This window comes from Acinetobacter nosocomialis, assembly GCF_041021905.1.
GTDB lineage: Bacteria > Pseudomonadota > Gammaproteobacteria > Pseudomonadales > Moraxellaceae > Acinetobacter > Acinetobacter nosocomialis.
The window spans coordinates 1543439-1565178 of record NZ_CP157432.1 but is presented as its reverse complement, the minus strand read 5'-3'; the positions used below and the strand labels follow the sequence as shown (position 1 = coordinate 1565178).

22 protein-coding genes are annotated in these 21740 nt (G+C 40.9%); 4 read left to right on the top strand and 18 right to left on the bottom strand.

The window, feature by feature from the left end; all coding sequences use genetic code 11:
* Positions 1-89: 89 nt before the first annotated feature.
* The 5 genes from ABLC00_RS07205 to pobA all read right to left on the bottom strand — a co-directional run bounded on the left by ABLC00_RS07205 (position 90) and on the right by pobA (position 6259).
* Complete coding sequence (locus ABLC00_RS07205) at positions 90-1799, bottom strand: putative 2-aminoethylphosphonate ABC transporter permease subunit (protein WP_033846825.1); 1710 nt, start codon at positions 1797-1799, stop codon at positions 90-92.
* Positions 1793-2995 (bottom strand): ABC transporter ATP-binding protein, encoded by a 1203-nt coding sequence (locus ABLC00_RS07200; protein WP_033846826.1) that lies wholly within the window; start codon positions 2993-2995, stop codon positions 1793-1795. The genes ABLC00_RS07205 and ABLC00_RS07200 overlap by 7 nt, the downstream gene beginning before the upstream one ends.
* Positions 2996-3017: 22 nt before the next feature.
* Positions 3018-4055 (bottom strand): putative 2-aminoethylphosphonate ABC transporter substrate-binding protein, encoded by a 1038-nt coding sequence (locus ABLC00_RS07195; protein WP_004709446.1) that lies wholly within the window; start codon positions 4053-4055, stop codon positions 3018-3020.
* A gap of 91 nt (positions 4056-4146) precedes the next feature.
* On the bottom strand, positions 4147-4869 hold the full coding sequence (locus ABLC00_RS07190; RefSeq protein WP_002048349.1) for a UTRA domain-containing protein: 723 nt from the start codon (positions 4867-4869) through the stop codon (positions 4147-4149).
* Between the two features lie 175 nt (positions 4870-5044).
* A complete protein-coding gene (pobA, locus tag ABLC00_RS07185) occupies positions 5045-6259 on the bottom strand; it encodes a 4-hydroxybenzoate 3-monooxygenase (protein WP_044423689.1) in 1215 nt (404 codons plus the stop codon).
* Positions 6260-6400: 141 nt separating this feature from the next.
* Here pobA and pobR point away from each other — a divergent pair, with 141 nt between their 5' ends.
* Entirely contained in the window at positions 6401-7216 is an 816-nt protein-coding gene (gene pobR, locus ABLC00_RS07180) for an IclR family transcriptional regulator PobR (protein ID WP_032041103.1), read from the top strand.
* A gap of 56 nt (positions 7217-7272) precedes the next feature.
* Here the strand turns inward: pobR and ABLC00_RS07175 are convergent, their stop codons facing one another.
* The gene (locus ABLC00_RS07175) at positions 7273-7869 is read right to left on the bottom strand and encodes an NAD(P)H-dependent oxidoreductase (protein WP_044423690.1); all 597 of its coding nucleotides are present in this window, start codon (positions 7867-7869) and stop codon (positions 7273-7275) included.
* A 98-nt stretch (positions 7870-7967) separates the two neighbouring features.
* Between ABLC00_RS07175 and ABLC00_RS07170 the strand changes: the two genes are divergently transcribed.
* Positions 7968-8879: a LysR family transcriptional regulator gene (locus ABLC00_RS07170; protein WP_044423691.1), complete on the top strand. Its 912-nt coding sequence runs from the start codon at positions 7968-7970 to the stop codon at positions 8877-8879.
* 57 nt (positions 8880-8936) lie between these two features.
* On the opposite strand, the gene ABLC00_RS07165 is transcribed toward ABLC00_RS07170, so the two are convergent.
* The 10 genes from ABLC00_RS07165 to ABLC00_RS07120 form a co-directional block, all read right to left on the bottom strand.
* Positions 8937-9320 (bottom strand): carboxymuconolactone decarboxylase family protein, encoded by a 384-nt coding sequence (locus tag ABLC00_RS07165; RefSeq protein ID WP_000064100.1) that lies wholly within the window; start codon positions 9318-9320, stop codon positions 8937-8939.
* On the bottom strand, positions 9317-10774 hold the full coding sequence (locus ABLC00_RS07160) for an NAD-dependent succinate-semialdehyde dehydrogenase (protein WP_033846830.1): 1458 nt from the start codon (positions 10772-10774) through the stop codon (positions 9317-9319). The genes ABLC00_RS07165 and ABLC00_RS07160 overlap by 4 nt, the downstream gene beginning before the upstream one ends.
* 138 nt (positions 10775-10912) lie before the next feature.
* A complete protein-coding gene (locus ABLC00_RS07155; RefSeq protein WP_033846831.1) occupies positions 10913-12082 on the bottom strand; it encodes a hypothetical protein in 1170 nt (389 codons plus the stop codon).
* 25 nt (positions 12083-12107) lie between these two features.
* On the bottom strand, positions 12108-13514 hold the full coding sequence (locus tag ABLC00_RS07150; protein WP_033846832.1) for a cytosine permease: 1407 nt from the start codon (positions 13512-13514) through the stop codon (positions 12108-12110).
* Positions 13515-13552: 38 nt separating this feature from the next.
* The gene (locus tag ABLC00_RS07145; RefSeq protein WP_000934372.1) at positions 13553-13696 is read right to left on the bottom strand and encodes a hypothetical protein; all 144 of its coding nucleotides are present in this window, start codon (positions 13694-13696) and stop codon (positions 13553-13555) included.
* Between the two features lie 123 nt (positions 13697-13819).
* Complete coding sequence (gene tgnC / locus ABLC00_RS07140) at positions 13820-15289, bottom strand: (Z)-2-((N-methylformamido)methylene)-5-hydroxybutyrolactone dehydrogenase (protein ID WP_033846833.1); 1470 nt, start codon at positions 15287-15289, stop codon at positions 13820-13822.
* A gap of 11 nt (positions 15290-15300) precedes the next feature.
* Positions 15301-16338: a flavin-dependent trigonelline monooxygenase oxygenase component gene (tgnB, locus tag ABLC00_RS07135; protein WP_033846834.1), complete on the bottom strand. Its 1038-nt coding sequence runs from the start codon at positions 16336-16338 to the stop codon at positions 15301-15303.
* Between the two features lie 2 nt (positions 16339-16340).
* Positions 16341-17273: a flavin-dependent trigonelline monooxygenase reductase component gene (tgnA, locus tag ABLC00_RS07130; protein WP_033846835.1), complete on the bottom strand. Its 933-nt coding sequence runs from the start codon at positions 17271-17273 to the stop codon at positions 16341-16343.
* Positions 17274-17303: 30 nt separating this feature from the next.
* Positions 17304-18095, bottom strand: coding sequence for an alpha/beta fold hydrolase (locus ABLC00_RS07125; protein WP_000987218.1), 792 nt, complete (start codon positions 18093-18095; stop codon positions 17304-17306).
* Entirely contained in the window at positions 18064-18666 is a 603-nt protein-coding gene (locus ABLC00_RS07120; RefSeq protein ID WP_000420415.1) for an amino acid synthesis family protein, read from the bottom strand. The genes ABLC00_RS07125 and ABLC00_RS07120 overlap by 32 nt, the downstream gene beginning before the upstream one ends.
* A gap of 152 nt (positions 18667-18818) precedes the next feature.
* Here ABLC00_RS07120 and ABLC00_RS07115 point away from each other — a divergent pair, with 152 nt between their 5' ends.
* On the top strand, positions 18819-19481 hold the full coding sequence (locus ABLC00_RS07115) for a GntR family transcriptional regulator (protein ID WP_001049495.1): 663 nt from the start codon (positions 18819-18821) through the stop codon (positions 19479-19481).
* Between the two features lie 62 nt (positions 19482-19543).
* Entirely contained in the window at positions 19544-19828 is a 285-nt protein-coding gene (locus ABLC00_RS07110) for a DUF1330 domain-containing protein (protein ID WP_001277471.1), read from the top strand.
* Positions 19829-19967: 139 nt separating this feature from the next.
* On the opposite strand, the gene ABLC00_RS07105 is transcribed toward ABLC00_RS07110, so the two are convergent.
* Positions 19968-20540 carry a cytochrome b gene (locus ABLC00_RS07105; protein WP_033846837.1) on the bottom strand — a complete coding sequence of 191 codons (573 nt, stop codon included), beginning with the start codon at positions 20538-20540 and terminating at the stop codon, positions 19968-19970.
* A gap of 12 nt (positions 20541-20552) precedes the next feature.
* A complete protein-coding gene (locus ABLC00_RS07100; RefSeq protein WP_033846838.1) occupies positions 20553-21617 on the bottom strand; it encodes a catalase family peroxidase in 1065 nt (354 codons plus the stop codon).
* Positions 21618-21740 lie beyond the last annotated feature (123 nt).

The following is a 21740-nucleotide window of genomic DNA, read 5'->3' as shown; positions in this document are numbered from 1 at the left end:
TTGCGAAATTTAGGATGAATAAACCCTTGCCTTGTTGAACAAAGCATTCAATTTCAGTCGGTTAAATAAAAATTGTGTTTAGCTAAAACTTAGTGAGTACTTTCACGCCATTGCTGACTTCTTGCCATAATTTTTCTGGTAAATAACCAATGAATGAGTTTTACAACACATGAGGTGGTTAAAATCAAAATGCTCATCGCAACAGCAGCAACCGTGTCTCCCGCATCATCCATATTTAAAACCGCCACCGCCGCTAAACTAGTGTCTGGTGAATAAAGGAAAATGGCAGCCGACACAGTGGTCATGGCATTCACAAAAATATAAACCGATACATCGCATAGCGCTGGAAAACACATAGGCAAATACACTTTCCAAAAGGTTTTCCACTTCGATGTTCCTAGAGTTTCCGCCGCCTGATCGAGCTGTAGCGGAATCTGTTTAATGGCATTGGTTAAAGTGAGGTGTGGCACGGTGTAATAATGCACAATGGTTGAAATCACCAAAATGGTCATGGTTCCATACAGCACATTTAACGGATTACTCTGCTGGTTAAAAAACAAAATATAAGCAATACCTAGAACCAGCCCCGGCACAGCAAGGGGTAATAAAACCAAAGCTTGCACATAGTTTTTAATGAGTGGATGTGCCTTAAAACGTTCGGTTAATAGTGCCACCATAAAAATCAGTGCTGTTCCAAAAAACGTACTAAAGAGTGCCATACGAATCGAGTTAAAGTACGCTGCCCAACCGCCGCCATCGACATATTCAAAACTGTAATGTGCCAAGGTTAAAGACAAATCATAAGGCCAAGACTGGATGAATGAAGCCAGCACAGCCGTAAAGATAATCAGTAAAATTGCACCTGAAACCAAACCACAAAATAAGCTCAGAATGACTTCAAGTTTTTTATTCGGTGCTGAAACATAAGGTTTAGTCTGAAAAGCTTGAAACCGTGCATGCCGCTTGCTTTGTATTCGGTCGAAAATGAACACAAAAACTGCCGGTAACAACAATAAGATAGAAATTACCGCACCCATGCTCATGTTTTGCTGACCAATAATCTGTTTATAGACATCAAGCGCCATCATGTTAAATGAACCGCCAATGACTTTCGGAATTCCGAAATCGGTTAATACATAAATAAAAGCCACTAGACTTGCGCTGATGAGTCCATACCGAATTGCAGGTAGCGTGACGTGGTAATGGGTCTTCCAGATATTTTTGCCGAGCGACAAAGATGCCTCAATTAAACGTTGATCGACACTGCGAAAAGACACCATCATCAACATCAACATTGCTGGAAATAGCCAAAAGCAGTAACTGATTAAAATACCGATTGGGCCATAAATTTGTATATCGCCCAGTAAAGACTTTAATACGCCTTGCTTACCAAACAAATAAACCAATGCTAAAGAAGGCAAAAGTGATGGCGCTAAAATGGGTAAAAAAGCCACCAGTTTAAAGAAGCTTTTACCCTTTATATTCACATTGGTGAGTGCAAAAGCATAAACACTGGCAAGCAATACTGTAATGACAGTAGCAGTACAAGCAACCCACACCGAGTTAAATACGGAACTGAGTAAAGCTGGACTACCAAAATAATGATAAAAATTTTCAAGACCAACAAAATTTTGATTTTCATCAAAAAATGCAGTTTCAAACAGCATGATTAATGGAGCAATAATCGCTAAAGTTAAAGCGATTGCAACGGCTGCCAAAGCAATATTTGATCTTAATGAATATTCAGTTTTTCGACGCGGCTGTGTTTTTAAAACCGCTGAAGCAGCTTCATTTAACATAGTGCGTACCCTTGTTCGTCAAAGACATGAATGAGCTGATTAGGCACTTTTATAAACATGAGTTCTTGCAAAGATTTGAACTTGGTATTTTCAATTTCAATTTGCAAAAGGTGTTTTGCTTGCTCAATTCCATCAATATGAATAGTGCAAAACAAACGACGTTTCGCACCTAAAAATTCAGTGCTTAATACTTTAACCGGCAAATACAACGACTCTTTATCACTACCAAAATCATCAACCAACTCGACAGCTTCGGGTCTAAAACCAATGTTGTAGCTTTGCCCTGCTTTAAGTTTTTGCTGTTCCAAATTCAGAGGAATAAAACCCAAAACCTCGAGCTGATTAACGACCGAACAAGTGGCTGCCAAAAAGTTCATGGTGCCAATAAACTTTGCAACGAATTGGGTTTGCGGCTTGTAATAAATATTGTGTGGCGTATCAATTTGCTCAATGACGCCATGATTCATGACTACAACACGGTCAGAAATGCTTAAAGCTTCTTCTTGGTCGTGTGTGACCATAATGGTTGGCAAATTAAGCTGTGATTGAATCGAACGAATCTTCTGTCTTAGGTTTAGACGTACCTGAGCATCAAGTGCAGACAATGGTTCATCTAATAGTAAAATATCAGGCTTCGGCGCAATTGCCCGAGCAAGCGCAACACGTTGCTGCTGCCCGCCCGACAATTGATTTGGATATTTTTTTGCAATATCAGGTAATTCAATCAGCTCTAATAACTGCTGAACTCGTTGGCTACGCTGTACTTTATCCCACTTTTTTTTATCTAAGCCGAAAGCAATATTTTCTTCGACGTTTAAGTTTGGAAATAACGCATAGTTCTGAAACACAATACCACAGTGACGCTTTTCAGCACTGAGCAACGTAATGTCTGCGCCCTTTTTTATGACTTTTCCATAATCAGGTTTTTCTAGACCCGCAATTATCCGTAATAATGTAGTTTTACCGCACCCTGAAGGCCCCAAAAAGCTCACGAACTCGCCAGCTTTCAGGTCTAAATTAATATGCGTTAGGGCCTGAAAGTGTTGGAACTTTTTTTGGATATCCACCACTTCTAAAACTGAGGGACCATGTTCAGGATATTTATAGGTCGTTAATGACGATAATAAATGCCCTGCTAACTCACCCTTTTGGTTTTGACCTAGCAGCGATGATTGCAATGATGAAGGAATTTGCATAATGAGGCCCTTATCCAAAAGATCACTTTTCAAAACGCTTTGACCATTCAGCCAAAATACGTTCACGCTGCTCGGCCGCCCAATAAAAATCATTTTTTACGAGCATTTGAGGAAGATTTTTTGGGAAGTCCATGGTCGTATTTTCAATGCCTTTATAAGCCACCATTGAAAAGTTATGTGCATAAGCTTCATTTGCCGCTTTGCTTACCGACCAATTTATAAATTTTTGTGCGCTACTTAATTTTTTGGTTCCTTTCACAATTGCTGAAGCTTCCATTTCCCAGCCTAAACCTTCAGTTGGATAAACCACTTCTAAAGGTGCACCTTCTGCTTTTAATTTAAATGCCGGATAACCGAAAGAAACACCAATTGGGATTTCGCCTTGTGCTGCCATCTTGCAAGGTTTTGAACCCGAATGAGGATATTGTGAAATGTTTTTATCTAAAGCCTGCATATAGTCCCATGCCTGCTTTTCACCCCAAATTTGCATCCAAGCTGTGACATCCAAATAGCCTGTTCCACTTGAGGCTGGGTTTGGCATCACAATCAGGTTTTTATAAATGGGGTTGGTTAAATCTTTCCAAGTTTTTGGAATCGGTAGCTTACGTTTTTCTAATTCGACTTTATTGACACAAATTGCAGATTCCCATGCATCCATACCTGTCCAAGTCGGTACAGGTTTTTGGCTTACAAATTCCGGTTTTAAATTTTGGATGCCTTCAGGTTTAAAAGGCTCAAGCATGTCTTTCTTTTCCATGACCAGCAAACTGGTTAAAGCCACACCAAAAACCACATCCGCTTGTGGATTTTTCTGCTCTGCCAAAAGTTTAGCGGTGATTACACCTGTTGAATCACGTACCCATTTTACTTTGAGTTCTGGATAGGCTTTGTGTAATTCCTCTTGGTATTGCTTCAGCTGGTCGGCTTCCACTGCCGTATAGACTGTAATTTCTTCTGATTGTTTTGATGTTGCTGATGAACATCCCATTTGAATAGCGACCACTACACCTAAAACTGATGCAGTACCTAGTTTAATTGTCTGTTGAACGTACTGTTTCATCTGCAAACCATCGAATGCAATTATTTGATGATCGTATTTCAACAGCTTTATATGACAGTTTAATTAATCTGGTTTAAACCAGATTGTATTTTTATGCTCGCGCTTCGAAATGTAAATCTAAAACATCATGTAGCCAATATTCTTGGTCAACATCGGTAATTACGCCTTCTTCATTTCTGTTGCTACGGCAAATATATAAACCCAGTGCCCCAACATTCACATGCAGTGCTTTAGCCTGTTGTTCCGATAAAGCGGTTGGATAAAGGTTAATGTCAGCTCGGGTGATATGGCAGTCATATTGATTTGCCATCAGTAAAGTAATGGATTGCTTGAGATCGTGAGTTAAAAACTCAGGGAAAAGTTCGGCATTCACCCGTAAATGCTCAACCAAAACAGGGCGACCATTAATACAACGACGTCGCCAAACTGAATAAATCGGATGCCCTTTTTCAACTTTTAAATGCTTGGCATCCCAAGAAGTAGCCTGAGTCAGTTCACTCGAAATTACTTCTGTAGATGGTTCATAGCCTTGTTCAATCACAAACTGGTTAAAGTTTTTTGTCGATTGCGGATGATAAATAATACGAGGAGAACGAACATACCAACCACGGCGATCTAATCGATAAATCAAACCATCGGTTTCCAAAGCCAGTAAAGCTTCACGTGCAGCCACACGAGTGGTTTGGAACTGTTCAGAAAGCACTCTTTCTGATGGGAGTTTTGCGTGGGCTTCTAATACGCCAGATTCAATATCATGGGCAATTGCATCGCGAATAGGAATATATTTAGGTATGCGTGCTTGGTCCTGTTCCATACAAACTTAGAATTTATAAATAAAGAAATTAATAGCAATATACTGAAAAAATGTGACAAAAGCTTTTATTAATGCTGATCTTTTAAGCAAAACAATCTCTTAAGCTATTACGTCCTACTTAAATTTTTATATAAAAAAAGAGCATTTTCATGCCCTTTTTATTTTTACTTAGTCTTTAGCTTGCATGCTTAAAACGATCTATTTGCTTAATTTCATAAGGCAACCCAACATAGTTTTCAGCCAATGTGGTTTTACCCGCAATCGAACTTAGTACATAACTTAACTCGGCTTGTTTAATCTTATGATCAAACTCACTTTCAGTTTCAAAACGATGCAATAAATGAGTCATCCACCAAGAAAAACGCTCTGCTTTCCATACGCGTTGTAGGCATTTTTCAGAGTATTCATTTATCCCTTGTTCGGAACCTTCGGCATAATATTCAATGAGTGCACTGGATAAATAAGCAATATCAGATGCAGCGAGATTTAAGCCTTTTGCTCCAGTCGGTGGAACAATATGAGCGGCATCTCCTGCTAAAAATAGTTTTCCGAAACGCATTGGCTCGGTCACAAAGCTACGTAACGGCGCAATACTTTTTTCAATAGAAGGTCCTGTGACTAACTTTTCACGGCTTTCGGGATCTAGGCGGTTTTTTAACTCATCCCAAAACTTTTCATCCGACCAGTCTTCGACGTGATCTGTTAAAGGGACTTGTAAATAATAACGGCTACGCGTTTCTGAACGCATACTACATAAAGCAAATCCACGTTCAGACTGTACGTAAATGAGTTCATCGGCTACAGGTGGGACATCGGCCAACACCCCTAACCAACCAAACGGATAAACTTTTTCAAAGGTTTTAATTTTGTCTTCTGGCACGCTGGCACGGCAGACACCATGGTAGCCATCACACCCTGCTATAAAGTCACACTGAATTTGAAAAGCTTTACCTTGGTACTCAAACTCAACTTTTGGTGCCGTGTAGAAATCTTTTACCTGTACATTTTGAGCTTCATAAAATGAAGTGAGCTGTGCTGCTTCACGTGCAGTCATTAAATCTTTGGTGACTTCGGTCTGACCATATACAGTCACTTGTTTTCCACCTGTGAGTGCGGCCAAATCAACTCGATGCAATTCACCGTTGGTCAAGATTTCAATGCCCGAATGTGGTAATCCTTTTTCTTTTAAGTTTTGGTCAACGCCTGCTTGTTTGAGTAAGTCGACCGAAACTTGCTCTAAAATTCCTGCACGAATCCGTGAAGCCACATATTCAGCACTACGTTGCTCAACAATAATATGATCGATGCCAGCTTTATATAGAAGTTGCCCAAGCAATAACCCTGCTGGCCCAGAACCAATAATTGCAACCTGTGTCTTTAAAATATCCATAACTTCATCCTTGTTTCATCCTGACTTTTAAATTACTGGCTTTAACTTTTGTTCACTATGTATCCAAGACGAAAATAACCGTTTATCATTTAGTTTGTCCGAATAGCGGACAGAAACAATCAAAATAACAGGAATGAAAGGATGCCTTCTCTCGATGCTTTTCTAGAGCACCCAAACTCGCATGAGAAAATACGTCAAGATGACTACATTGCAGGGTTAGCAAAAGGCTTGGCTTTACTGGAAGCTTTTGGAACAGATCGGCAACGACTCAATGTCACTCAAGTGGCCGAGCGAACCGGTATTAGTCGTACAGCGGCAAGGCGTTACCTAAAAACTTTAAAATACTTAGGCTATTTAGAAACCGATGAACATTACTTTTGGCTCACTCATCGTGTGCTGCGCTTTTCGAGTTCTTATCTAAGCTCTGCCCACCTGCCTAAAGTTGCTCAATCATTTTTAAATCTATTATGTGCGCAGACATCTCTTACTTTTTCAATTGTGGTGTTAGACGATAACGAAGTCGTACCGATTGCCCGTAGCTATTTACCACAGCAAGATAATTTACGTGTCAGCCCTTATGGTATGCATTTAGGAAACCGACTCCCTGCCCATGCCACTTCCACAGGTAAAGTATTGCTGGCAGCACTGTCCCCAGAAGCTCAACATGCATGGGTAAAAACTTACGGTTTAAAACGCTTAACGCCTTTTACCATAGTAGATGAGTCAAAGTTTTTTGAAGTGCTTAAGGGTATTTCGTTATCGGATTATTGTCTTTCCAAAGAAGAACATGAGCTTGGTGTGATTGCGATTGCAGTGCCCGTATTTAACGCCCAAGGTCAAGCTATAGCAGCGCTTAACTGCATGTCTCAAACTAACCGTGTACAAGAAGATTATTTGGTTCAGCAAATTTTGCCATTGCTGCGCAACACGGCAAATGAACTGAGAAATGTGATTTAAATAGACTTAGAAACTCCTGTGATCAATTAGATGTACAAGAGTTTCAACCCATAATTTTAAATAGTGAATTCTTTAACTTGCTGGCTTGCCAGATCTAATGCCTTGCTGCGATAAGCTTGCATGTCTAAGCCTTCTGCATAAATAAATTCAACATCATGAATGCCCATTAGCCCTAACACTGCCTTGAGATAAGGCGTGACTGCCTCAGTTTCTTGGCCAACATGAATGCCGCCCCGACTGCTTACCACCACCGCTTTTACCCCTTCAACCAAACCTTGAGGGTAAGTTTCGGTGTAGCGGAATGTTTGTCTTGCTCGTGCCACCAAATCAAACCAGTTTTTGAGTTGAGTCGGCACATTTAAGTTGTACATTGGTGCGCCTATCACCAATAAATCAGCACTTTTTAATTCAGCAATTAATTCGTCAGACAAAGCAACGATTTGCTGAATGTCTTGATTGTTATTTTCCGCACCACGCAGCGCCTGAAAAATTTCCAGATCTAATACAGGCAGATTTATTTCAGCTAAATTGCGTATGGTGATGTCATCTTGCAAACCTTGATCTTTACGGTGTTCAAGCATTACATCAATTAAGCGATTGGTTTGTGAACCCTCACCCATAATGCTGGATTTTAATACCAATATTTTAGCCATGACTGTCTCCATATTTTTGATGAAGCCATAGTAACTCCACAATAAATTCAACAGTGGTGATATTATTTCTTATCATTGGTTCCTTTTAGGCAACAATCATGCAACATGAACTAAGTGCAATTTCGATATTTGTGACTGTGGTTGAAGCTGGAAGTTTTGTAAAAGCTGCCGAGCAATTGCATTTAACTCGCTCAGCCATTAGTAAAAATATTGCTCGGCTTGAAGAACAGCTTGGTGTGGCTCTATTTAAAAGAACAACACGTTCACTCAGCATGACTGACGAAGGTGCTTTGTTTTATGAACATAGCCGCCGAGCATTAAGTGAAATACAAAATGCGGCGGCGTTATTAGACCAAGGGAAAATTAACGCAACAGGCCGTTTACGAATGTCTGTGCCAGTGCTGTTTGGGCAACTCTTTGCTGCCCCGCTTATGGTTAAATTTGCTCAGCAACATGCGGACTTACAGTTAGAAATTTCATTTAATGATCGAACTGTAGACTTGGTTGAAGAAGGTTTTGATTTGTGTATAAGAATCGGGGCACTGCCTGATACCACTCAGCTCGTTGCCAAACCGATTGGTCAGCATCGAATGCTACTTTGTGCCTCACCTGACTATTTAAATAAAGCAGGTCCCCTACAACATATTGAGGACTTAGAGCATCACGCCACGATTGCCGATCCGCATTTTGGTCAAATGCAAAAATGGCGACTTCAAAAGGAAAATGACGCGCCTTTATTTATTAAGCCCAAAGCAAAACTCCTTTTAAATGACTTACAAGCCATTAAAAATGCAGCGCTTGCTGGAGCTGGTATCGCATGGCTACCCGATTGGCTCATTCAAAATGAATTACAGGCTGGTAAGCTAGTACAAGTGTTAGAAACCATGTCGAGCATTGCTTTTCCGATTCATTTGGTATGGCCTGCACTGCCGTTTATGCCATTAAAAACCCGTCTTGCAATTGATTATTTAGCGCAGCATTTACCCCCTGAACTGAACAAACAAGCTTAAAATAGATAAAGCCTTGTCCACTTGAACAAGGCCTTTTTAAATATTCAAAGCTAACGTTTATTGCTCAGATTCAAACTCTTTAATTGCCTCTTTTGCAATACGAAAGCTATCTACAGCAGCAGGTACGCCACAGTAAATTGCAACCTGTAAAAGCACTTCACGAATTTTCTCTTTAGGTACGCCATTTCGAAGTGCACCTTTAACATGTAGTTTTAATTCATGCGGACGATTTAAAGCTGAAATCATTGCCAAGTTAATTAAACTACGCTCAGGCTTACTTAATTCTTCACGTCCCCAAACAGCTCCCCAGCAATATTCAGTGACTAATTCTTGAAGAGGAAGATTAAATTCATCGGCATTGTTGATTGAATTATTTACATATTCTTCACCAAGAACTTGTTTACGGATTGCTAAACCCTTTTCAAATTTTTCATTACTCATATATTCAATCCTCCAAACAAGGTGTATTTAATTTCCAGATAATCTTCAATACCGTATTTAGAACCTTCACGCCCCAAACCAGACTGTTTAATTCCACCAAAAGGTGCAACTTCATTTGAAATAAGGCCTTTATTAATTCCGACCATGCCATATTCAAGCTGTTCACTCATTCGCCAAGCACGGCCTAAATCTTTGGTATAAAAATATGCAGCTAAACCAAATTCAGTTGCATTTGCCATTTCAACAGCTTGTTGCTCGGTTTCAAATTTAAATACGGCTGCAAGCGGTCCAAACGTTTCTTGGGTTGCTACATCCATATCAGCGGTAACATCTGCAATCAGTGTCGGTTCAAAAAATAATTCACCCGCAGTATGCCTTTTACCACCAATCACAAGACGACCATTTTTATCTAATGCATCTTGAATATGTGCTTCAACTTTTTTCACCGCATTGACATTAATTAATGGCCCAATGTCATGCTCTGCTTCTAATCCATTACCAATATTAAAGTTTTGAATTTTTTGGCTTAGGGCAGCAATAAATTTTTCATAAATGCCAGCCTGCACTAAAAATCGATTGACGCATACACAGGTTTGCCCTGCATTTCTAAATTTGGCAATGAGTGCTCCCTCAACTGCTACATCTAAATCGGCATCATCAAATACAATGAACGGCGCATTGCCACCCAACTCTAAGGAAACTTTTTTTAAGGTTTTTGCTGAACGCTCAAGCAACATTTTGCCGACTGGTGTTGAACCGGTAAAAGTAAACTTGCGTACGACATCACTTTCAAAAATCGCATCACCAATATGAACTGCATCACCTGTAATCACACTAAAAATTTCAGCAGGCACACCCGCTTGCACAGCTAAGTCCACTAAAGCCAAAGCAGTAAAAGGTGTTTCAGGTGCCGGTTTTACAATGCAAGGACAACCTGCCGCCAAGGCTGGAGCAACCTTACGCGTAATCATGGCGGCTGGGAAATTCCAAGGTGTAATGGCTGCAACGACGCCAATAGGCTGTTTATTTACAACAATACGAGCATCTGGATATGGGCTTGGAATAATATCGCCATACACTCGTTTTGCTTCTTCGGCAAACCATTCAATAAAACTGGCAGCATATAAAATTTCACCCTTGGCTTCGGCTAAAGGTTTTCCTTGCTCACTCGTTAAAATAAAAGCCAAGTCATCTGCATTTGAAATGATTAAATCGAACCATTTTTTTAAAATAATTGATCGATCTTTTGCGGTTTTATTTTTCCATAACGGCCAAGCTTCTTTGGCAGCTGCAATGGCACGCTCGGCTTCAGCCTTACCCATATTTGGGACAGTACCAATAATCTCTAATGTCGCCGGATTTAAAATTTCAGATGTTTGTTGATGGTCTGCATCGCACCACTTTCCAGCAACAAAAGCTTGCTGATGAAATAAAGCGAGTTCATTAAGCTGCATGATCATTATCCTGTTGAGATCTTCTGCATTGATAGTAAAGCGATGCATAAAATAAATTGCTTACCATCAACTTTGTATTATGGCATACCAAAAATTAATTTAAAAAAATTTTCGGTATGTCCGAATGTTTAAATGTCTTTAGAAATAATAAAACAGCGTCAAGTTAAGCAACTTATTCCACTGGTTATCGTCTCCTTGTGCCAATGAATCTTGAGTCCCACCAATGAATGGGTCATTTTTACTCATGATGTATTCAGCCACCAACGACAGCTGTTTATGGTCAATAGACACACCAATAATATTACGGATTGAATCTTTCATATTGTCCTGATCTTTGTCGTACTGACTGTACATAAAGTACGGCGTAATGTTTCCGATCTGCTTAACATTTTTGAAAGAGTAGCCTACATCTGCCGTATAGAACGTTCCTTTGTTAGCGACATAATATTCACTATCGTAAGAACCCATGAGCGAATTATTAGGATTGAGCTGATCCTGATTAGTTACGTCATTTTTACCACCTGTAAGGGTCACATTAAAATTGCCATAATTGGCTTTACCAAAAAGTGCCCATGCATGACGACGCCCATCACTCGAAGCAGTTTTATTTTCAATATCAGATGTCCAATAGGAGCCACCGAGTTGTGTGGTTAAACCATTAACTCCAAGATTTATATCTTGAGTCAATCGGCCTACCCACATGTTCTTTTCTTGCAAATCGGTTTTATTCGGATCATCTGAACTCACATAATTTGCAGTGTAGCGACCTGAATCTTGGGTAGAACCTGTGTAGTTCCCACCGTCTACCGCAAAATAACCCACATCAAACTTGGTTGCTGTCGGCAATTCAAAGTGATAATTCAAACCAAGATTATGAACGTCTTCTAAACCTGCGGTTGTGCTCATACTTCCATATAAGCTATTACCCCAGAAACGTCCCGGTCCAAATGGAATCGGCTGAACACCTGCCACCACCTGATCTGTTTTATTTAATTTGTAGCCTACATAACCATCAACCAACGTAGAAAAATCACATAGACGGTCATATTGATAACAACGATATTCTGCATGACCAAATAACGGTCCACGCTCGTAGTCCAGTTTTAACTGCGCAGCATCAAAACGAATTTTTTGATCAGAAGCAGACTCTCCATAGTGTTTATCTTGATAGTTAGCGCGAACATAGCCTGATACGGTGAGCTTGCCGTATTCACCAGCGGTGTCTCCAAAACTTACACCTGCGTAACTTGGATAGATTACAGCCATCAATGCTGTGCTTAGAGCCGCTTGTAAGTAGCTTTTTTTCATTGTGGGATTCCTTTCACTACAATGCTTATTGAGGTAATTTTGCGTTTAATGCAGGTGCAGAACATTTAATCTTTCCTAGATTAAAGACGTAATACACCACCAGACTCACCACCAATCCAATCACCCATGAAATATCCGCATCCGGAATTACATCGGCCAATGCACCTGTGAAGAAGGCATTTTTTAAGAACGGAATTTGTACCGCAATCCCAATGAAATAAGCCGTAAGCGCTTTTGCATTAAATTTGCCGTAAATACCACCATCACGCGCAAAGATCGATTGAATGTCATAAGACTTTTTATTCACGACATAGAAATCTAGTAAATTAATAGACACCCATGGCACCAAAATAAATAACAGAGCAAAAATCACATTCAAGAAGAAACTAATAAAGTTACTTGATGCCCAAAGCGCCGTTAAAGTCGCTAGAATTAATACAATGATTGATAACACGACTCGGATATTTCGGCTTGGCATCCACTGCCCTGCAAAAGTCTGAATAGAGGTAATACAGGAAAGAACCGCACCGTATAGGTTCATGGCATTGTGACCAATGATATTGCATAAGAACAAAATCATAAGGACATAACCAAATAACCCAGTACCTGTCTTTACCGCTTCCATTGCATCTGCCGTTGAGCCAATACTGACCGCAATCGTCCCAAATGCCATCGCAAAAATAGTTCCTAAGGATGCGCCCAAATAGGTAAAGATAAATGGCTTATAAATACCAATCGACTTCGGTAAATATCGTGAATAGTCTGAGGTATAAGGCGAGAAACTAATTTGCCATACCGCACACAAACCAAACATGGCAAACCAGCCTTTCATATTGAAAGAACCTTTGGCGAGTACATCTGCATTAATATGCGGCACCATAATCATGAGGCCGATGAGCAACGAACCACCCATAAACCAAGTTCCAATTTTATTGAACTTATGGATAAAGTGGTAACCGATCACGCCTATGGTGGTTGCTGCAATTGCGCCAATCACGGTCGCGGTCGGCACAGGAATGGCAGGAACAACGGTATGTAGGGTTTTCCCTGACAAAATAATGTTAGAGATGAAAAAACCTAAATAAATGAGGGTCGTGAACAGTACAACCAGCAATGCTCCATAACGCCCGAACTGTGCGCGGCTCTGAATCATTTGAGGAATGCCGACCTGTGGACCTTGTGCAGAGGTTAAGGCTAGAATCGCTGCACCAAAAAAATGTCCGCAGCAGATCGCAAGCAATGCACTTACGATATTGAGGTTAAAGGTTAAAATTGACATTGCACCCGTAATGACTGCAAGCGGTGCAATATTGGTACAAAACCATAATGTGAATAGATCGCGAACTTTCCCATTACGTTCAGAGGGAGCAACATAATCAATGGAATGACTTTCGATAGCGAAAGCATTATTGCTATTTTCGTTTTGGCTCATATCCTTAATCTCTCTTTGAGGAATTCATTTCCTCAACATCAAAAAATCTGCCCAGCCAAAGTCATTTCAATATGACTCGGCTTCATCTTTTTATTTCCTTTTACAAACAGCTCATATCTCTGTTTGTGTTGTTTTAGCCAAGAAAAAGGTAAAGCCAGTCCAATCAATACTTGATTAAGCATCGATACATCTAGTTTTACGTTTTCAACTATTTAAAGCTTTAGGCGATTGATAAGTTTGACTGATTCATTTTTTCATCCTTGAAATTAAAATCCCGATATATTTTTCATGCCTCAAGTCATGATTTATCTCATGACAAATGGGTCATCAATTGGCTCATCTGAGGTACGTAACCAAACTGTTTTGGTGGTGGTGTAATCTAAAACAGCATTTGCGCCACCTTCCCGACCATGTCCCGAAAGCCCATGTCCACCAAAAGGTGCAAGTGGAGAAACAGCACGGTAAGTGTTTAACCAAACAATTCCCGACCCAATCACTTTTGTCATGCGGTGCGCACGGCTTAAATTGGTGGTAAAAACGCCTGCTGCCAACCCGTAAGGCGTACTATTGGCTTTTTGCACGGCTTCCGCTTCATCTTTGAAACTATCTACTGATAACACCGGACCAAATAATTCCGTGGTAATGCAATCTGCTTGAGGTGCATCGGTGCAATCTAAAATGGTCGGTGGATAGTAATATCCTGCTCGCTCAAGGCTTTTGCCACCAGTAAGAAGTTTTGCACCTTGCTGGATTGAACTTGCAACGACTTGCTCGATTTTTTGGCGTTGGCGTAAAGTACAAAGTGGTCCAAACTCGGTTGCCATCTCATGAGGTAAACCAATTTTTATAGTTTGTACACGCTCAACCAAACGCCGAACAAATTCATCTTTAATGCTTTCTTCAACCAGTAAGCGTGAACCTGCCACACAACTTTGCCCTGTGGCAGCAAAAATAGCAGCGACCTGAGCATTTACCGCACTTTGAATATCTGCATCAGCAAATACAATAAATGGTGATTTTCCACCTAATTCGAGTGAAACTTTTGCAAGATTTTCAGCCGAGTTACGTACAATGTGTCTTGCCGTTTCTGGACCACCTGTAAACGCAACATGGGCAACATCAGGATGACTACTCAACACGGCGCCACATTCAGGCCCAAAACCGGTAATCACATTGACCACTCCAGCCGGAAAACCTGCCTCATGGAACAATTTAGCAAAGGCTAACAATGGCCCAGGGCCGTCTTCAGATGCTTTTAGCACAACAGTACAACCTGCCGCTAAAGCTGGACCCACCTTCACTGCCGATAGAAATAACTGACTATTCCAAGGGACAATTGCAGCAACCACACCTACAGGTTCACGAACAATCCATGCTTGCATGTCTGCCTTATCAATTGGTAGAAAACTACCCTCTAATTTGTCGGCAATACCGGCATAGTAGCGATAATACTCAGCGACATAGGCAATCTGGCTCGATGTTTCGCGAATAATCTTGCCTGTGTCACTGGTTTCAATTTGAGCCAGTTGCGGTGCAGCTTTTTCAATTAAATCAGCCAGTTTATAGAGCAATTTACCACGCTGGGAGGCCGTTAAACCTGCCCACTCCGGTGTTTTTAATGCCCGAGATGCGGCTTGAACTGCTCGATTGACTTCATCGGTTCGAGCTTCCGGCATGTGTGCCCAGACTTCACCTGTTGCAGGATTAATACTTTCAAACGTCGCTGCACCAGATTCAAACTGACCATTAATATAAAGCTGAAAGTCTGCTGTCATGATATTCGCCTCTATGCAAATGCCGGCATAACTTCATTGATCATACGTTCTAATGAGGCTTTTTTACGTTCAAAGCTCATGCCCGTATCAATCCAGAAAGAATATTCGTTATAGCCCATTGCTTCATAGGCTTTTAAGCGGTCAATCACTTCTTGGGCTTGTCCAATCACGTTATTTTTGCGCATCGCTTCTGGTGTATAAAAAGGATGTGCAGCAATTTCTTCAGCACTTAAAGGTGCGATTAAACCTTGTTTAATTTCACGCTCATTTTTAAACCAAGCGCCGAAGTAGTTATAGAAGGTATTAATTTCATCTGCTGCCAGTTGAGCATCTTCTTCACTATCTGCCACATAGGTATGGCGGAGCAACATAATTTCCGGACGCGGTACATCACTGAACTTTTCACAAGCTGCATTGAAATGCCCCATGAGCTTTTCAACTTCTTCGTCACCTAAATGCAAAGGCGTTACCTGTACATTACAGCCATTTTGCACAGCAAATTCGTGGCTATTTGGATCACGGGCTGCAACCCAAATTGGTGGATGCGGTTGTTGAAGTGGTTGAGGAGCTGAAGTCGTTTTTGGAAACTGCCAAAATTCCCCATTATGCTCATAATCGCCTTTCCAAAGGTTTTTAATTGCGGGAATCATTTCACGTAAACGCTGACCTGCACTCCACGCATCCATGCCCGGAACCATACGTTCATATTCAAACGAATATGCACCACGAGCAATACCAATATCTAAACGGCCGTTGGTAATAATGTCAGTCATTGCAGCTTCACCTGCAAGTTTAATCGGATGCCAGAATGGCGCTACTACCGTACCCGTACCTAAACGAACATTTTTGGTTTTATTCGCTAAATCGACCAAATTTAAAAATGGGTTTGGTGCAATGGTAAAGTTCATGGCGTGGTGTTCGCCTGTCCAAACCGCATGCATACCGCCACGATCCGCAATCTGACAAAGCTCAATCATTTCATCATAAAGCTGCTTCTGGGTTTGCTGATCAGAAACACGCTCCATATGCACAAATAATGAAAAACGCATGATTAAACTTCCTCTTTAACGATTTGACGAACTGTACCTGTTGTCTGATTTCCGTAATAAACACCATACGTTTTCAAATGGTTTTCTTTGCGATAGCGCATCAGCATACTTTCTAAAGCACTGTCTACAAACTCAAGTTTTTCAAGATCATTTAAATCGACAAACTGACCTTTGGTGGCTTGAGCTACGGGTGTGTTGCATAAAAATGAAATATATTGCTGCTGGTTTTCAACGTTTTCATATACGGAGTAAATGAAGTTGGCAGAAGCATCTGGCTGATATTGTGCAAAGATTTTCTCGAGCGCTTTATCTGCACCGTCTTTATCTACCATGACATGTGGAATAGTCCATTTATGATCGGCAGTTTCTTCAAGTAAAATGGTATTTTCATGTCCGATAATGGCACTTATCACCACTTTAGGACCAGAGATCACCTCGGCAGAAAGCTTGGCTGGTGTGAAATATCCACCACGATAATAACCAAGACCTGCAAAACCGCTTGAAGCAAAATCTTCCACTTTACCAATTAAAATCGCATGGTCGCCTGCATCGACAACTTGGTAAGTTGTACAGTCAAACCATGCACTGACATGTTCGATCAGCGGATTTTGACAAGCGCTTTTTGACCATGAAATATTTGCAAAACGGTCTTCACTTGGACGAGCAAAGGTATTTGAAACATCCTTTTGCTCTTCTGCCAAAATATTGATTGCGAAATGAGTGGTATTTGCAAAGTTATGATAATTGCTTGATGTCTTGGCAATACTCACTAGAAGTAAAGCTGGGTCCAAAGACACCGAAGCAAAAGAGTTCGCTGTAAAGCCAAGGGGCGTTCCATCTTCTTTACAGGTTGTGACCACCGTAACGCCCGTCATAAATGACCCGAAAGCATCACGTAGTTCACGCATTTTATTGATAGTATCCATTTCACTCATTGTTATATTCCTTCAGCAATGTGTGGCAAATTAAACGCTGGTTTCCAACCACGCTTGCATTGCATTATTCACTTTGTCAGGTGCAGTTAAGTTCACCATGTGACGTTCATTTTCAATGACAATTGCAGTGCCATGCTTTGCCTGTTTTGCCATTTGTATTGCCATTTCTGCTGTTGAATTCGGATCATCCGTTCCGGTCAACACCAAAGCAGGACAAGTGATCTTTGACCAGTCATCTGCATAGGTTTCATCGCCTTGTGCAAACGCAGAATACGCAGTGGTATAACCAGACAAGTCGACATTTTCGAGCCAAGTTTTTACTTTGGCAGCTGCTATACGCTCGACTTCGCTTTCACCAAACCAGCGTTGTAGCGGAGTTTCAACATCAATACGGCCTGTTTTTAACTCTTCAGCTCTTTGGATGACTGCATGACGTGCCTGTGGTGTCCGTTTATACACACCATTGAGTACAGCCATCCGTTTAACTAAATCAGGACGGGTAACACTGACGCCTGTCGTAATGAGTGATCCCATTGAGTGCCCTGCTAAATTTACCGGACCTAAATTTAAGGCTGTAATAAATTCGATGGTCCATTCAACAAAATCTTGTAATTTTGCTTCTGCCGGTAATTTGGTACTTTGACCATGTCCCGGCATATCTACTGAAATCACATGATAATGTTTAGAAAAATATTCAATTTGTGGATACCATGCCGCAGCTTGCATTCCCACTCCATGGATCAGAACCAGAGGCTCTCCTTCGCCTTGCTCAAAATAGTGAGCAATACGGTTATTTGACAGCTGCAGGGTTTTTGACATCATGACCTAACTCTTCCAAATCTTTATAACGATCACCAATACGATGATGTGGTCGACCACCTGTTGCTGCACCAATCACAACAACCAGCTCATCGGCAGCAGGTGCATCTGGAATTGCAAATTGCAATGTTAAGTAATGAGAACGGCGGCCTTCGTCATTTTTATCCATCATTGGAATTAAAATCGGTGCATTTGCTGGGCCACGGGTATTGTTAAATGCCAAATAAGATTTCGCACCAACAGCACTACGGTAAGTATTACCAAAATGTAAGGTGTGAATTAAAGCTGATGCATGCTCAAGTTCACCATTTAAGCCCACCACCGCACTTTTACCAAAAGCTTCAACAGCCTCGCCCGAACCGACTTCATCAAGAATAAGCTTGGTTAAATGCTCGCTTAAGATTGGAGCGATACGACGAATTTCAGGTGTTAGGTTTTCTACATAACCTTGCCCTGCCCAAGGATTTTTAATCACCGCTGCGGCTGCCACCATTTTTAAAGGCTTTGCTGCTTCTTTACCGCCATCTACATAAGTGGTTTCTACATGAAGCACAGTTTTACGTATGAGTTCCATTGCTCTTCCTTGCAAGTAAATTATCTTGTCATTCGTATTATGGTATACCATAATACATACTGAAAAAAAAGCAAGAGTTTGCTATGCTAATTTTTATTGAAAAACATGTGATGAAACTCAACATGTTCAAAAACAGGAAAATTTAATTATTTATGAATCTTAAAATTGAAAACCCGCCCGTAACTTTACGAGAGCTGTGTTTAGACAAAGTGCGTAATGCCATTATTACGGGCTATTTCCCTTCAGGAAAAAGACTGGTTGAAAGAACCTTATGTGAAGAACTTGGCGTGAGCCGTTCTGTAGTTCGCGAAGTGATTCGTTATTTGGAAGCAGAAGGTTTAGTCGAGATTTTGCCAAATAAAGGCCCTATCGTTTCGCTACTTAACTGGGACATCGCTTCACAAATTTATGAAATTCGTCTTTTGTTAGAGCAAAGTGCTGTGGTCGACTGCACTAAAAATCTAGATGAAAAAACTGCTGAAAAATTAAAACTTCTATTAGAAGATCTTAAAGCTGCGTTTGCCGCCGATGACATCAATCTCATTATTGCGACCTCTACCCGGCTTTATGAAACTATTTTTACTACAGCCAATCACCATATTGCTTGGGAAGTGGTTCAACGTTTAAATGGCCGAATTAGCCGTCTTCGTGCCATGACCATGAAATCGACAAAGCGTGAAATTTCAGGTTATCAACGTATTAAAAATATGTGTGAGGCCATCTATCTTCACAAAGACCCTGAAAAGGCAAAACAAGCTGTTGCTGAACATATTGCTGAAGCTGCTGCTGTCGCAAAAAATATTTTAGATGCGTGAAGTCACAAATTTTAGGAAAAGGTAAATAGGCCTTTATTCATTAAGTTATAGGGAAATACGATATGTCTGCGTACTGGATTGCTCATGTCACCATTCATGATATGGAACAATATAAACAATATATGGCCACTGCTCCGCAAGCTTTTCAAAAGTACGGTGCCAAGTTTCTTGCCCGTGGCGGTGCCTCAGAAGTCTTAGAAGGACAAGAGTTTGAACGTCACGTGGTGATTGAGTTTCCAGATATGGAAACTGCACGTGAATGTTATTTTTCACCTGAATATCAGCTTGCCAAAAGTAAACGCCAAGGCTGCTGTGATGTCATGGTGAGTTTTGTTGAAGGGATCTAAATAGCTGAATTGATTTCTCAACTTGAGAAATCAATTCTATTTTAAGTCGTTATATCGGCGAGTTTATTTATATATTTTAAATAAACCCTATAAAAACCTCACCATTAACTCATCGCTCAGTCAAAAACATTCAAGTAAACTAATCAGCGTCCTCTTTTTTAGAAGAAGGCCCCAAAGCCATACTCGAAAATACGCCATCGCGATAAATCCATGCATGTAATAACGCAGCAGATAAATGACCAATAACGACAGCAAATAATAGCCAAGCCAAAATTCCATGTAATGTACGGAACCAAGCGTAAAGCGTAGAGCTGGTTGGTGCTATAGGCGGAAGGTCCCAACCCGGAAATAAAGTGACAGGCCAATTACCTGCCGATAGTGTTGCCCATCCGAACAATGGCAAACTAAACATCAAAATATAAAGTAGCCAGTGTGATGCATGGGCAAGAAATGCCTGCCAGCGCGGTACAGTCGGCGGCAAAGGTGGAATTGGGTAACAGAGTCGGTTTATTAATCTTATGATGACCAATAGTAAGATTGCGATTCCTAAAGGACGGTGAATATCGATTAACCACGGACGCCAAGTAATTGAGGTGGTCATGCCTACCCCAATAAATAGCATGGCCAAAATTGCTGCCGCCATAAACCAATGCAGTATTCGAGCAGTCAAATTAAAATGACGTGGAGCATTATCGTTAGATTTATTTTGCATTGTTCAGCTCTCCTATTTGCCCACGGCATCCGTTGCTTTGCCAAATCCGATTTCACGTAATCGAGCATTGTAAGACTGTGAATAGATCGCCGCTCGTGCTGCGAGTACTGGATCATCTGATAACTCAATTCCGGGTGGCACCAAAGTCGGGTCAAAGTTAATATCACGACATGCGCCATTTACCTGATCAGTTACATTTTTGACCTCTAATGTTCCGGCTATAACTTCTTTACGTTCTTTTGGCCAAGGCTGAGATGGGTCATTCACTGGGTCTCCTGGCTCGGCAAGTTGCAAAACTAGGTCCCAATAGAGCGGCCCCTCAGCCAAACGTTTTTTGATGTCTTTAAATAAAAAATCAGGGTCAGCTTGATCACGTTGCTCTTTGGTCAAACTAATAAATTTTGAATGAGGACGCATAGACCAACGGACTGGCTGTTCTTGTCCATTGGCCGCTCGTAATATAAAGGCATTTACGACATAAAATTCTGCACCGCTAAAACTACCGGTTAATGGCATTTTTGCCTTTTCCTCAATAGACTTACGCGCTTCGGGATATTCTTTTAAAAATGCCTCCACAAGGGCTGGATCAGGTTTGCCAGTAGATGGAACGGGTTTAAATGCTTTTTGCTGCGCCAAAAAACCTTCAGCATTTCGAGTCGGGAAATAGGGAAAGTTGTTTAATTTCATGCGCCACTGCGAATGATCGGCTGCGGAAAGTAATAAAGCCATGCTCACTGTTGCGGTAGAATTATCCGGTGCATGCGGGTTACCGCTACCAATAGAAAACCGGCCAATTGCCGGTATATCCGACTTGGCAAATACAGTGGCTTTCGAGAGTGCCGCTGCCGCACTATTACTGTGGTAAGTGCCATCAAAACAAATCCCTTTACCGTGTGCACGTCGATATCCGGGATCAAAGTTTTTTAATGTGTCACCCAAAAAAGTTTTGGATGTTGTTCGATGTCCAAATAGACCAGCGGTCCAAGCAAATGCCAATACTAAAGCGCCTGCGATTACAGCAATACCCACGAATCGCAGCCAGTACTTCTTTAGCGTTTTAAAATTCAAATTATTCATTCTTCATCCTGTGTAAATTGTATAGCTGCATCTATAAAAAAGTTTGATCCTATAAAAAGAGTATTACTTACATTGATGGAACCATGTTCAAAATTAGTTGAGTAAATAAAATCCTAAAATTTC

Bases quoted from the DNA above. Each gene is read 5' to 3' on its own strand.
- ABLC00_RS07120 (WP_000420415.1), bottom strand. From the start codon at position 18,666: ATGGAACTCATACGTAAAACTGTGCTTCATGTAGAAACCACTTATGTA.
- ABLC00_RS07175 (WP_044423690.1), bottom strand. From the start codon at position 7,869: ATGGCTAAAATATTGGTATTAAAATCCAGCATTATGGGTGAGGGTTCA.
- tgnC (WP_033846833.1), bottom strand. From the start codon at position 15,289: ATGACAGCAGACTTTCAGCTTTATATTAATGGTCAGTTTGAATCTGGT.
- ABLC00_RS07145 (WP_000934372.1), bottom strand. From the start codon at position 13,696: ATGCTTAATCAAGTATTGATTGGACTGGCTTTACCTTTTTCTTGGCTA.
- ABLC00_RS07195 (WP_004709446.1), bottom strand. From the start codon at position 4,055: ATGAAACAGTACGTTCAACAGACAATTAAACTAGGTACTGCATCAGTT.
- pobR (WP_032041103.1), top strand. From the start codon at position 6,401: ATGCCTTCTCTCGATGCTTTTCTAGAGCACCCAAACTCGCATGAGAAA.
- tgnB (WP_033846834.1), bottom strand. From the start codon at position 16,338: ATGCGTTTTTCATTATTTGTGCATATGGAGCGTGTTTCTGATCAGCAA.
- tgnA (WP_033846835.1), bottom strand. From the start codon at position 17,273: ATGAGTGAAATGGATACTATCAATAAAATGCGTGAACTACGTGATGCT.
- ABLC00_RS07165 (WP_000064100.1), bottom strand. From the start codon at position 9,320: ATGAGTAATGAAAAATTTGAAAAGGGTTTAGCAATCCGTAAACAAGTT.
- ABLC00_RS07155 (WP_033846831.1), bottom strand. From the start codon at position 12,082: ATGAAAAAAAGCTACTTACAAGCGGCTCTAAGCACAGCATTGATGGCT.
- ABLC00_RS07150 (WP_033846832.1), bottom strand. From the start codon at position 13,514: ATGAGCCAAAACGAAAATAGCAATAATGCTTTCGCTATCGAAAGTCAT.
- ABLC00_RS07105 (WP_033846837.1), bottom strand. From the start codon at position 20,540: ATGCAAAATAAATCTAACGATAATGCTCCACGTCATTTTAATTTGACT.
- ABLC00_RS07100 (WP_033846838.1), bottom strand. From the start codon at position 21,617: ATGAATAATTTGAATTTTAAAACGCTAAAGAAGTACTGGCTGCGATTC.
- ABLC00_RS07125 (WP_000987218.1), bottom strand. From the start codon at position 18,095: ATGATGTCAAAAACCCTGCAGCTGTCAAATAACCGTATTGCTCACTAT.
- ABLC00_RS07160 (WP_033846830.1), bottom strand. From the start codon at position 10,774: ATGCAGCTTAATGAACTCGCTTTATTTCATCAGCAAGCTTTTGTTGCT.
- ABLC00_RS07170 (WP_044423691.1), top strand. From the start codon at position 7,968: ATGCAACATGAACTAAGTGCAATTTCGATATTTGTGACTGTGGTTGAA.
- ABLC00_RS07200 (WP_033846826.1), bottom strand. From the start codon at position 2,995: ATGCAAATTCCTTCATCATTGCAATCATCGCTGCTAGGTCAAAACCAA.
- ABLC00_RS07205 (WP_033846825.1), bottom strand. From the start codon at position 1,799: ATGTTAAATGAAGCTGCTTCAGCGGTTTTAAAAACACAGCCGCGTCGA.
- ABLC00_RS07190 (WP_002048349.1), bottom strand. From the start codon at position 4,869: ATGGAACAGGACCAAGCACGCATACCTAAATATATTCCTATTCGCGAT.
- ABLC00_RS07110 (WP_001277471.1), top strand. From the start codon at position 19,544: ATGTCTGCGTACTGGATTGCTCATGTCACCATTCATGATATGGAACAA.
- ABLC00_RS07115 (WP_001049495.1), top strand. From the start codon at position 18,819: ATGAATCTTAAAATTGAAAACCCGCCCGTAACTTTACGAGAGCTGTGT.
- pobA (WP_044423689.1), bottom strand. From the start codon at position 6,259: ATGGATATTTTAAAGACACAGGTTGCAATTATTGGTTCTGGGCCAGCA.